Below are 12,457 nucleotides of genomic sequence, written 5' to 3'. Positions count from 1 at the left end.
CTAGAAACGTAACTATTGAGCCATTCTTTTAATTAGGCGTCAGGATTCAACAGTAAAACCTCATCAGCTGCTCGTTTAACCTCATCAAGCGTTAGTTGCGGTTTACCACTTAGGGATTGTCGCCATTTACGAGCACCTGTTAACCCTTGAAACAGTCCCAGATAGTGCCGAGTCATCGTTGGTAGAGCCTCACCTTTGGCAATCTGTTGTTCTAAATAGGGGTAGAGCTGCTCTAAAATCTGTGAGCGTTTAGGAACAGCATGTCCCCACAAGCTATTGGCTTCTGCCAGTAAGTAAGGGTTATGATAAAAAGCGCGTCCAATCATAACGCCGTCTAGATGCTGTAAATGCATGTCAATATCGCTGATTGTCTCGATACCACCGTTGATTTCGATATCCAATTCAGCAAAATCTTGTTTGAGGCGATAGACGTCATCGTAACGCAGTGGCGGTATCTCGCGATTTTGTTTTGGGCTAAGACCTTGTAACCAAGCGGTTCTCGCATGCACGATAAAACGTGTACAGCCAGCATCAGCGACTTTTTGGACAAAATTTGCCATAAACTCATAACTATCAAAATCATCAATACCAATGCGATGCTTCACGGTCACAGGGATATCAACAGCGGCCTGCATGTGTTTGACCAAGTCTGCGACAGTATGAGGCTCCGCCATAAGACATGCCCCAATTTTGTTGTACTGTACACGGTCAGAGGGGCAACCAACGTTGATATTGACTTCATCATAACCATATTGCTGAGCAAACACTGCGCACTGAGTCATCTCAGTCGTATCTGCTCCACCAAGTTGTAGCACTAAAGGATGCTCAAGCGCATCAAAACGTAGGTGCCGCGCCCGATTGCCATGTATCAATGCACCTGTACTGATCATCTCGGTATACAGATACGTATGAGGGTTAAAAAGTCGTGCAAAGTACCGATAATCTGTCGTTGTCCAATCGATCATGGGTGCAACGGAGAGTCGCTTGTTGGTCATATCAACCATGGTTGTACAGCCTTTAATAATGAAATGTTTGAGTCTTACGGTTTACGTTTTTATCGCTAATAAATGAATAAGAGGTATGTAATAAACAACCCCTTATACTAAATCGATATATAAAATACTGTACGTTCACGAGCTAAGAGTATGTAACTCAGCTATTTATCAGATAACTTCATCGATTTTTTTGAATTCAGGTAAGTTATAAAAATAAATACCCATAATAATGCCAATAAAACCGACGAACGCAATATAAAGCGCTGGTGAGAAGCTCACATATAACGTTGCGTAGCCAAGTCCGAACGGAACCAGTACACCGACAATACCGTAAGCCATATTATAACAAAAAGCCATTCCAGTTAGTCGTACGTTGGTTGGAAACAAACGCACAAGAATTGCTGGAACCATACCGACAATACCAGCAGAAAAACCTAAGAGAGAATACATAATGAGAATGTAGTCACCACTTGCTTGCAAATGATAAAAGAATAAAAGCATCTGAATGATCAATAAAGTAGAACCAATGGCCAAAACTTTACCAAAGTTTTGTTGGTTCGATATCAGACCATAAAAGATACAACCAAGAACCATAAAGACAATTCCCAGGCTGTGTGAGAATCCAAACAAATCACTGTCTAAAGCAAAGCGTAATTCAATCAAATCAGGCAGTAAGAGTACAATGACCGTGGTTATACTAGAAAGAATAATCGTAAGAACCATGCCAATAAATATGGAGTGTTTACAATGTTTAAAAAGAAGACGGAATGGTTTAGCAATATAGTTATCAGGCTTTGATTTTTTCATTTCGACAAAGAATGGCGATTCATCTATCCAGCGCCATGCCAGCAGAGGTACAAGACTTAAAATAGCGCCAGTTAAGAAAGGCAAACGCCAACCGTAATCGGCCAATTGGTCAGGTGTCATACTATTGGTTAGCCAAAGAAAAAAAGCATTGGAAAATAAAACCCCCACATAAAAACTGGCGGTGACATAGCTACAGGCTACTGATGAGTACTGGCGAGGTACATGTTCTGCCACAAAAACCCAAGCAAGAGGGACATAAAGCCCAAAAGCAATACCTTGTATCAGTCGTAATATAATGAATAAGGCTGGTGCCACTAATCCCCATTGGGCGTAAGTTGGCAGCATTGCCATTGCAGCCAGACTGATTACCGTTACTAACATACTGATCAGTAGTACGGGCTTTCGACCCTTGATGTCACCATAACGCCCAAAAATAAGACCGCCAATAGGTCGAGCCAAATAACCAATGGCAAAGAGTCCAAGCCCTTGAATTTTTGTAATAGTAGGGTTGACACTGACAGGGAAAAAATTTGTCGCTACAACATCAGCGATATACAAATAAATCAAAAAATCGAAAAACGCGACTGCGCTGCTAAAACATACTAATAGGACAATGTTTTTGTCTTTAGCAGACATAAGGGCATATTGAGAACGAGAAGGCATAGTAAGTCGCGTATCCACATATAAAAGTGCTCATCAAGCCAGTTACTGTCAAAATAACTGACCATAATAAAAAACGGCAAATCAGTATAAAAAATAATGATTGGTCGAAAAGATGAAGTGTTGAGCAAAAAATAATTGAAAAGTAAGTAATCTGATTACACGTGTATGAGTCAAAAATGCCCAATTCCATGAGCTATTTCATTACTAAGAAGTAGGTTTTCCGATTACTTTTACTTTTTAGTATGACAGCTATAGCAGCCAATCAATAGGCAACCATGACATAATGGTCAGCCAAACATGGTCACTCACATCGACGCGTGGTTCTGAGTCGTAAACCACTTTTTTGTCATCTTCCATCGTATGCCATTGCAGTTTGCCGTTATCGAGTAATTTAACCTCATAAGCCTGGTTCAACAAATCATCACTTAGCGCACCATGCAATTGTTTTGCCAGTTGGTCGTCATTGATGATTACGCCCATTTCGGTATTGATATTGGCAGAGCGCGGATCAACATTGTAAGAACCAATGAAAACTTGGTAGTCGTCAACCGCAAACGTTTTTGCATGTAAGCTGGTTGAGGACTGGCTGCGCGCTTTCCACAATTTGTTTTCGCGCTTTTCTTCAGAAGCGGTTGATTTTAGCTCATAAATTCTAACGCCTGCCTTTAAAAGAACAGGGCGCCATTGTATGTAACCAGAATGAACCGCAGTCACATCAGTAGCATCAAATGAGTTGGTCAAAATTTTAATATCAATCCCAGACTCAGCCAGTTTTACCAATGTATTGACCCCATCTTTGGTTGGAACAAAGTAGGAAGAAATAATGGTTAATTGTTTGGTAGGGCTACCAAGCAAAGTGCGCAATTGATGCACCAAGTTGGTTTCAGATGAGACGGTTTTTGATAGTTTGCCTACATCATCACTCAAAAACTGCATGTCTGTCCAACGAAAGGGCACACGCTTATTAAGCAAGTCTTCATCGATGGTAGATTCTTCGATGGCCGTCTTATAGACAGTCACATCACTACGATTATCATCCTTATCTTCTGGCCCAAGCTTGTCTAGTGCTTCTAAGAAACCAGATGGGACATCATTATCAGGCGTGACTAACGTTTCGATATCGAACGACAGCGGTGAAGACCAGTAACTGGCAAAGCTATTGTCAATATCGCCAACTACCTTGCCAATCAGCAATACATCTAAGTCTGCAAACTGACTGTTTTGATCATTACTCAGATATTCATTGCCGATATTGCGTCCCCCAATAATAGTAATTTGCTTATCAAAGGTCATACTTTTATTATGCATGCGGCGATTGATACGTGGTAAACCCGTGACATAATTCAATGTCTGAAGCTTACGATGCACCAAAGGATTAATGATACGTACCGCAATATTGGGATGACTGGCAAAACGCAAAAGATGCTGATCAAATTCTGCATTGTTATTAAAATCATCCAATAGCAAGCGTACAATTACCCCACGCTCGGCAGCTCTCCACAGATCTTTTAACAATAACTGACCCGATTGATCGTTATGCCAAATATAATACTGTGCATCGATATTACGTGTGGCCATTTCAGTTAAGATACTGCGAGATGCAAAAGCGTTCGCACCTGTTACGATGGGATGATAGCCTGACAGCTCAGGATGGATATTGTTCTGCTCACTAATAGCCGCAACCAAATTGGTATTGTCAGCGGTATCTTGTGCACTAACTTGATCGCCTTCCTGCTGATATAAAGCGTCAACACGTGCTGATAGTGCAACGCTTTCGGGCAAATGCGGTTGCTTTGGCAAAACTTGGCATCCACTAAGGCTTAAGCTAAGTCCAAGTGTGAGACTCAGAGCTAGGTTGTTAGGTTCTATACTAAACATGGACATAAATGAATTACCTTAGTGAACCTTTATATAGTGAAGCATTTTTTAAGGAAATGGGCTTGCATTTGCTATGTGTTTTTATAGATGATAGCACTGAATATGAGGCGTATGATAATATCACCCAAGGCAAAATTCAAATCGCTGCTAAGCTTACCAGCTGTCGTTATCTCTGCCTATTATAAATACGTTATTTTTATAAGATTCATCCACTCATTTACGAGCTTGCTATTTAGAATAAGTCAACATGATATGATAATGCTGGTACGTTGGCCAATAATCAAAAAATAAACAGTCTTTTTAATATTAATCAAATCAATACCAATCAAAGCAATGGAATATTTATGAGTCAGTCGCAAACCTATGATGAGAGCAATGTGAACCCATTAGATCCAAACTGGCGCAATGATGCCTTAGATTTAGGGCTTGATTATGGCATGCAAACCATTGCTGTACGAGCAGGGCAACATCGCACGGATGAAGGCGAACACTCAGAACCTATTTTTACCACCAGCTCTTATGTCTATCAATCCGCGGCTGATGCAGCAGCACACTTTGATGGTACCAAAACGGGCAACGTCTATTCACGCCACACCAATCCAAGCGTTCGTACCTTTGAGCGGCGTTTGGCTGCGCTCGAAAATGGTGAGCGAGCCGTAGCGACCGCATCGGGCATGGGTGCAATTTTGACCATGTGCTTAGCCTACCTAAAAGCGGGCGATCATTTGTTGGCCGCCAATCAGCTCTTTGGCTCATCTATCGGGCTGTTTAACAACTATATGGTCAAATACGGGGTTGAGGTCAGCTATGTCGATTGTTTCGATAATGACGCGTGGGCAAAAGCACTCCAGCCAAATACCAAAGTGATCTATTGTGAAAGCCCAAGTAATCCGCTGGCGCAAATTTGTGATCTTGGTTATTTGAGCGAGCTATGCAAAGCCAATGACATATTATTGGTCGTGGATAACTGCTTTGCCACACCAGCATTGCAGCGTCCTCTAGATTTGGGTGCTGATGTGGTCATTCACTCTGCAACTAAATACTTAGATGGTCAGGGTCGAGTATTGGGTGGTGCTTTGGTCGGTAGCGACAAGCTAATGCAAGAAGCCTTTACAGTGGTACGCTCAGGCGGTATTAGCATGAGTCCATTTAATGCTTGGGTCTTTACCAAAGGTCTTGAGACACTAAAATTGCGTATGCAGGCACATTGTCACAATGCCAATCAAGTAGCAGCGTTTTTGGTCGATCATCCCAATGTCAGTAAAGTGCATTTTTCTGGCCTTAGCGATCATCCAGCACATGAGCTGGCAACCCATCAACATCATATGAAAGATGGCTATGGGGCTATCATGGGCTTTGAAGTTAAAGCGTCAGATGACCGCGATGCGAAAGCCGCTGCTTGGCATGTGATTGATTCCACACAAATGGTTTCTATCACCAATAACTTGGGCGATGCCAAAACTACAATCACACATCCGGCGACGACCACGCATTTTCGTCTCACGGCGCAAGAGCGTGCAGAGGCTGGCGTCAACGATGGCTTGATTCGTCTGTCAGTCGGTTTAGAAGATGTAGAAGATATTATCAAAGATTTGGCGCGCGGTTTAGACAGTTTATAAAGATAACGGTATAATCACTGTCAGCGCATGCACGTTACGTTATAGTCAATATTAAACAGAATACATACTAAGCATTATAGTGCGTGACTGCGACAATTTTTTGCTTGCTGTGTTTTTACTGACAGAGACGACAAATAAAGGCTACAAAAAATTTGCGCTAGTCTCACTGTATGTTTTTATATTGAACCGACTATATTAATCATTACTTATTACTATAAAAGAAAGAGGCAACTATGAATATTCAAGCATTAATGCAACAAGCGCAAACCATGCAAAAGAAAGTGGAAGCAAACGTTGAGAATGCCAAAAAAGAGCTGGCCAACAAAGAAGTACAAGCAGAAGCAGGCAGTGGTCTGGTAAAAGTGACCATGACCGGTCGTCATGTGGTCAAGCGCTTGACCATTGATCCAAGCTTGCTAGAAGATGAGCCAGACATGATCGAAGATTTGATCGCGGCTGCTATCAATGACGCAGTTCGTCAAGCGGATGAGCTATACGAAGAAACCATGGCAGGCGCGACCTCAGGTATGGGTCTACCACCAGGGATGCAAGGCATGTTTTAAGCGTTAAATACTTCATGCTAAAGACAAAATGGGGTTGTTATCGATACGATACGACCCCATTTTTATAGCTATGGTTTACAAATAAAGGAAGTAACTTTGCTGACAGCCAAATTTGATTTGCTGGTCAAACAGCTACGTGTGTTGCCGGGTGTGGGCCAAAAGAGTGCCCAACGTATGGCGCTGCATTTGCTCACCAAAAAACGCCCCCAAGGCATGGCACTGGCTCAGGCCTTAGACGAAGCAATGCGTGATATCGTTGAATGCCAGCGTTGTCATAGTTTTAGCGATGAAGCGGTGTGTCCACTCTGCCAAGACCCTAGGCGTGATGATGGTCTGCTGTGCGTGGTCGAAACGGCAGCCGATGTCATGGCAATTGAGCAAACCGCAGGCTATCGTGGTCGCTATTTTGTGTTGGGCGGTCATTTATCACCCATCGACGGTATCAGTGCGGATGACTTAAATATTGATCAACTGGTTTGGCGGGTTAAGCAAGAGCCAGTTGAAGAGCTGATTTTGGCCACAGGCACCACTGTTGAAGGACAAACCACGGCGCATTTCATCAGTGAAGCGGTCGGACGCCACGTCAATAAAATTACCCGCTTAGCACAAGGTGTACCGATGGGCGGGGAGCTTGAGTATCTTGATAGTATGACGCTTGGTCAAGCCATGCAGAACCGCTCCTTTTTATAAAATCTAAGTTTGCTATAAAATAAATCTGGCTTATTTTATAGCAAACTACAGTTATAATGACGTTATCCTTTATTCTATTTTCTTAAAATGCTATTAAGTTAAGTGTTTTATTTTCTTCTATTTATGCAGGTATCTGCCCGTGTCCAATCATGCTGTGAACGTTTCAAACCCTCAACAAAATGCTACCGATGATCTCGTGACTGAGGATGTCTTAGCGAACCATTCAGTATCTTCATCCTCAGGCATAGACATCGATGCATTGTTAGAGACTGCTAACGATGCTGCCGTAACTTGGGTACGTGAGCAGCATCAACTTGATGAGGTTATTAAAGCATTGGCGATTTGTGGTCGCGTAGCATTAGATACAGAGTTTATTAAGCGCGATACCTATTATCCACGTTTGGCACTGGTGCAATTAAATACGGGCGATCATATCTACTTATTGGATGCGCCGCAGCTGCAATTGGCTGAGCTTTGGCAAGCACTAAGTGACGTTGACGTTGCCATTTGGCATGCGTGCGGGGAAGACTTGGGTATTTTTTATCTCTTGTCTGGTTGTCCGCCATTGACCAACATTTTTGATACGCAGATTGCACTGTCTTATTTGACGGGTCAATTGCAAATGGGCTATCAGCAAGCGTTGGCGGATCAGTTAGAGATACACATTGATAAAGAACAAAGTCAATCGGATTGGTTGCAGCGTCCGTTATCCGATGAGCAAGAAAAGTATGCGATTGATGATGTGCGGTTTTTACCAGCCTTGTACTTGCAGATCGAGGACAAGCTAAAAGCGCAAGGTCTTTATGACTATGTGTGGGCTGACTGTCAGCTTTATGCCAGTGACCTATATGAGGCTCAGCATGTCGAAGATGATGCCATGTATCTATCGATGGCAGACTATCGCTATACCTCAGAGCAAATGGCCATCCTAAAAGCGATTGCCACTTGGCGAGAGGGGTTGGCACGTTCGACCAATCAGCCACGTACTTTTGTCATAAAAAAACAAGCAGTACGTGAGATCGTCACGGAAAAGCCGAATAGTATGCGAGAGCTTGCGCATAAAACCACGATGCACCGCAGTATGCTGCGACTATATGGCGAAGAGTTGCTCAAGATAGTAAGAGAGGCGAGAAGTCTACCACCTGCTGAGCATCCAGCTTGTTTATTGCCACCTTATCGCTCAAAGAACAAAGCCCTTTCAAAAGCCGTGCAACACGCCATTGATGAACATGCCAAATCCCTTAAAATTCCTGCGAATGTATTGATGCGTAAAAAGTGGCTCAGTCAGTTGTATGAAGTGATTGCTTTTGACCAAGACATAAGCGAGTTGCCGCAAGGGTTAAAGGGCTGGCGTCATGATTGGGTAGTGAATACGTTGATTCCGGTTATTGAAAAGCATAAGACTGAGTTGCAGCAAGGCATGGGTATTCGAGTTTAAAGAGTTGTATGATATTTATACATTAAGCAATTCATGGTTGAATTGGCCATGCTCTAAAAAACAGCAGGTCTGTTCAGCCACTTGCTGGTTAACCAGCATACCAGTATGTGACACTGGTAAGACGATATGATCGCTTGCGCCTTCAACTTTGGTTTCAGAGACATAGACGGTGCCGTCATGAGCGCAAGCATCAGATAGCAAGGATGTGCCTTGTTTACGTAGTTTACGATTGTGATAGTGTAAAAACACTTGCCCTAAACCGTAAGGGTGGTTGCCAGCAATCACACCAAGCGTGATATGATCAGGTAAAGGCGCTACAGTACCATCTAACGCGTCAGTGTATGAGCGTCCTACCATGAAAGGTGTTAATCGCCAAATATAATCGGCACAAACGCTACCCACATGCGGTGTCCCTAGCGTGACGCAATGTCCAATTTGCCACTTAGAGTAGTGTGCGACAAAATCCCTAATAATCAAACCGCCCAAACTATGCCCAACCAAATCTATCGCCTCGTCAGGATGATGATTTTGCTCTAACCATTCATTAAGTTGTGCACTGTTTACCTTGATACCATCACGCAGACTTCGGTAGCCGTATTGATAAGTATCAAACCCTTCAGACTGCAAACGTCTAGCAAGTTTTTTCATAATCCAAGGCGTTTGATGCAGTCCATGTATTAGAATAACGCGGTTTTTTTGTGGCATGGTGTTTTCCAGATTAACTGAAGGCGTATCGCTATTATATTGGACTCTGATACTATATTTAAATACTAAAGATATGGTTTCTTTAATAAATAGAAAAGACCTGCAAAACAAAACCGCCAAATCAGTAACTGACTTGGCGGTTTTTTAGACAAAAAATGTGCAAATAATGAAAACGATGATTACATATAGTTTTCGATACTTGGGCAAGAACACATAAGGTTTTTATCGCCATACGCATCATCAACACGTGCCACACTCGGCCAGAACTTGTTGGCACGGATGTAAGGCAGTGGGAAGGCAGCAGTCTCACGGCTGTACGGGTGCGTCCACTCTTCGCTAGTAATCATAGCGGCAGTATGCGGTGCATTGACCAATGGATTGTCTTCGAGCGTCCAATTGTCTTCGCCAGCTTTAGCTTTCATGGCTTCCGCTTTGATAGACTTTAGCGCGCTGATAAAGCGATCCAACTCTTCTTTAGACTCAGACTCGGTTGGCTCAATCATCAATGTGCCTGCGACTGGGAAACTCATCGTTGGTGAGTGGAAACCATAATCCATCAAGCGCTTGGCGATATCGCTTTCGGTAATGCCAGTTTCTTCTTTTAACGGACGAATATCGATGATACATTCGTGAGCCACGCGGCCGTTTTTACCGGTATATAGGACAGGGTAGTGACCTTTTAACTCAGCCGCCACGTAGTTGGCATTTAGCAAGGCAAGCTCAGTGGCTTTAAGTAAGCCATCACGTCCCATCATGGCAATATACATCCATGAGATAGGCAAAATGCTTGCTGAGCCATAAGGAGCAGCCGATACCGCTGAGCAGTCTTTTTGCGCGTTATGCACAGGGCTTAGCGTATGGTTGGCCATAAATGGCGCTAAGTGTGCTTTCATACCAATAGGTCCCATACCTGGACCACCGCCACCATGCGGGATACAGAAGGTTTTGTGCAAGTTCATGTGTAGGACGTCTGCACCGACATCCGCAGGTTGCATCATACCGACTTGAGCATTCATGTTGGCACCATCCATATAGACTTGGCCACCATGTTTATGAATAAGGTCGCAAATATGACGGATGCCTTCTTCAAATACGCCGTGCGTCGATGGATAAGTGATCATTAATGCACCCAAACGCTCGCTGTGCTCTTCACATTTGGCGGTTAAGTCTTCGATGTCAACGTTGCCATTATCATCGGTTTTGACCACGACCACTTGCATGCCCATCATCATCGCAGTAGCAGGGTTAGTGCCGTGCGCTGACATAGGAATCAAGCAAACATCACGGTTGATTTCGCCCAATGACTCATGATAACGGCGAATCGCGAGTAGACCGGCATACTCACCAGAGGCACCAGAGTTAGGTTGCATTGATACATCGTCAAACCCAGTAATGGCTTTTAGCTGGTCTTGTAAGCTATCAATCATTGCGATATAACCAGTCACTTGATCGCGCGGTGCAAAAGGATGCACATTGGCAAATTCAGGCCACGTGATCGGTAGCATCTCACTGGTCGCATTGAGCTTCATAGTACAGCTACCGAGTGAAATCATACTGCGATTCATCGCCAAATCTTTGTCTTCAAGCGATTTTAAGTAGCGCAGCATTTCATGCTCAGTATGATGCGAGTTAAAGACTGGATGAGTCAAGATATCGTCAGTGCGTAGGTGTTCGCTATCAAGAGACACGTTAGCTGTTTCAGGTAAATCGTGGGCTTTACTGACAAATAACTGCGTTAACACTGTAAAGTCTTGCTGATCACTGGTTTCACTGAAAGCGACAGCCAATTTTTGCTCGCCCAAACGCCATAAGTTGTAACCAAGGTTGTCCGCATTTTCAAAAATTTGTGTGGCTAGCTTTTCTGAACCGCAATCCACAACAACCGTGTCAAAGAACTGATCATGTACCACATTGAGGCCGCTATCATTCGTTTCTTTGATAACTGCCGCAAAAGCAGTGGCAAACGCATGAATACGAGTCGCAATACGCTTAACGCCTTCTGGGCCATGATACACAGCATACATGCCTGCTAAATTGGCAAGTAATACTTGCGAGGTACAGATGTTTGAGTTGGCTTTTTCGCGGCGGATGTGCTGCTCACGGGTTTGCAGTGCCATGCGTAGCGCCGTATTACCTTGCGCGTCTTTTGAGACACCAATGATACGACCAGGAGCAGAGCGCTTGGCTTTATCAGAGAAGGCAAAATAAGCGGCATGTGGACCACCAAAGCCCATTGGAATACCAAAACGCTGTGTGCTACCAAGTGCCACATCTGCGCCCATGTCTGCTGGCGATTTTAATAATACCAAGCTCATGATGTCACTGACCACACTGACATACGTCTTGTTTTCTTTTACCGCTGCGATGACCTCTGTTAGGTCTTTTACATCGCCTTCAGCGCCCACATACTGGAATAGCGCACCAAAATAATCACCTGATTTGGCAGTCTCAAAGTCACCAACGACCACGTCCCAACCGAAGTACTTGGCGCGAGTATTGATAACATCTAGCGTTTGCGGATACACACGCTCATCAACGAAAAACTGTGTTGATTTGCTTTTGCTCACACGCTTTGACATTGCCATGGCTTCTGCCGCTGCCGTGGCTTCGTCCAATAATGATGCACCAGCCATCTCAAGACCCGTCAAATCAATACATACTTGCTGGAAGTTGAGCAGCGCTTCTAAGCGACCTTGCGCGATTTCAGCTTGATAAGGGGTATAAGCGGTATACCAGCCTGGATTTTCAAGTACGTTGCGCTGAATGACCGCAGGCATACGTACAGGTGAGTAGCCTTGACCGATATAGCTCTTATTAACGGTAATGTCGTCCGCCATCGTCCGCAGTTTGGCAAGCGCTGCATGTTCACTCATTGCCACTGGCAAATCCAACGCTTTATGCAAACGCACTGGCTCAGGGACGGTATCGTTGATGAAGCTTTCCATATCCTTGTAGCCAACCGCGCTTAGCAAATCAGCTTGTTTGGTGTCATTTGAGCCTAAGTGGCGATAGACAAATTCAGCTTCGTTAAATAATCCTTGAAAGGTATCAAACGTAGGGTTTTGAGAGATAGTCATGACAGTCCTTGGTTAAGGGAGT

9 protein-coding genes are annotated in these 12,457 nt (G+C 43.8%); 4 read left to right on the top strand and 5 right to left on the bottom strand.

Annotated features, from left to right (window positions below; translation table 11 throughout):
* Positions 1-32 precede the first annotated feature (32 nt).
* The 3 genes from dusA to A3K91_RS08920 all read right to left on the bottom strand — a co-directional run bounded on the left by dusA (position 33) and on the right by A3K91_RS08920 (position 4,349).
* Positions 33-1,004, bottom strand: a complete 972-nt coding sequence (dusA, locus tag A3K91_RS08930) for a tRNA dihydrouridine(20/20a) synthase DusA (RefSeq protein WP_062844944.1) — start codon at positions 1,002-1,004, stop codon at positions 33-35.
* A gap of 159 nt (positions 1,005-1,163) precedes the next feature.
* The gene (locus tag A3K91_RS08925; protein ID WP_062844943.1) at positions 1,164-2,465 is read right to left on the bottom strand and encodes an MFS transporter; all 1,302 of its coding nucleotides are present in this window, start codon (positions 2,463-2,465) and stop codon (positions 1,164-1,166) included.
* A gap of 249 nt (positions 2,466-2,714) precedes the next feature.
* Entirely contained in the window at positions 2,715-4,349 is a 1,635-nt protein-coding gene (locus A3K91_RS08920) for a phospholipase D family protein (protein ID WP_062844942.1), read from the bottom strand.
* A gap of 338 nt (positions 4,350-4,687) precedes the next feature.
* On the opposite strand from A3K91_RS08920, the gene A3K91_RS08915 reads away from it, so the two are divergent.
* From A3K91_RS08915 to A3K91_RS08900, 4 genes are all read left to right on the top strand, one after another.
* Positions 4,688-5,962 carry an O-succinylhomoserine sulfhydrylase gene (locus A3K91_RS08915; RefSeq protein WP_062844941.1) on the top strand — a complete coding sequence of 425 codons (1,275 nt, stop codon included), beginning with the start codon at positions 4,688-4,690 and terminating at the stop codon, positions 5,960-5,962.
* Between the two features lie 233 nt (positions 5,963-6,195).
* Entirely contained in the window at positions 6,196-6,525 is a 330-nt protein-coding gene (locus tag A3K91_RS08910; protein ID WP_025651278.1) for a YbaB/EbfC family nucleoid-associated protein, read from the top strand.
* A gap of 96 nt (positions 6,526-6,621) precedes the next feature.
* Entirely contained in the window at positions 6,622-7,215 is a 594-nt protein-coding gene (recR, locus tag A3K91_RS08905) for a recombination mediator RecR (protein ID WP_062844940.1), read from the top strand.
* Positions 7,216-7,354: 139 nt separating this feature from the next.
* The gene (locus tag A3K91_RS08900; protein WP_084387318.1) at positions 7,355-8,653 is read left to right on the top strand and encodes a ribonuclease D; all 1,299 of its coding nucleotides are present in this window, start codon (positions 7,355-7,357) and stop codon (positions 8,651-8,653) included.
* 15 nt (positions 8,654-8,668) lie between these two features.
* Here the strand turns inward: A3K91_RS08900 and A3K91_RS08895 are convergent, their stop codons facing one another.
* Together A3K91_RS08895 and gcvP are read right to left on the bottom strand one after the other, a co-directional pair.
* On the bottom strand, positions 8,669-9,358 hold the full coding sequence (locus A3K91_RS08895; RefSeq protein ID WP_062844939.1) for a lipase family alpha/beta hydrolase: 690 nt from the start codon (positions 9,356-9,358) through the stop codon (positions 8,669-8,671).
* Between the two features lie 179 nt (positions 9,359-9,537).
* Positions 9,538-12,435, bottom strand: a complete 2,898-nt coding sequence (gene gcvP / locus A3K91_RS08890) for an aminomethyl-transferring glycine dehydrogenase (protein WP_062844938.1) — start codon at positions 12,433-12,435, stop codon at positions 9,538-9,540.
* Positions 12,436-12,457: the final 22 nt, after the last annotated feature.

Origin of the sequence: Psychrobacter alimentarius (genome assembly GCF_001606025.1) — a bacterium.
GTDB classification, from domain to species: Bacteria; Pseudomonadota; Gammaproteobacteria; order Pseudomonadales; family Moraxellaceae; genus Psychrobacter; species Psychrobacter alimentarius.
The sequence above is the reverse complement of the archived record's forward strand: the minus strand, read 5'-3'. Positions and strand labels throughout refer to the sequence as shown.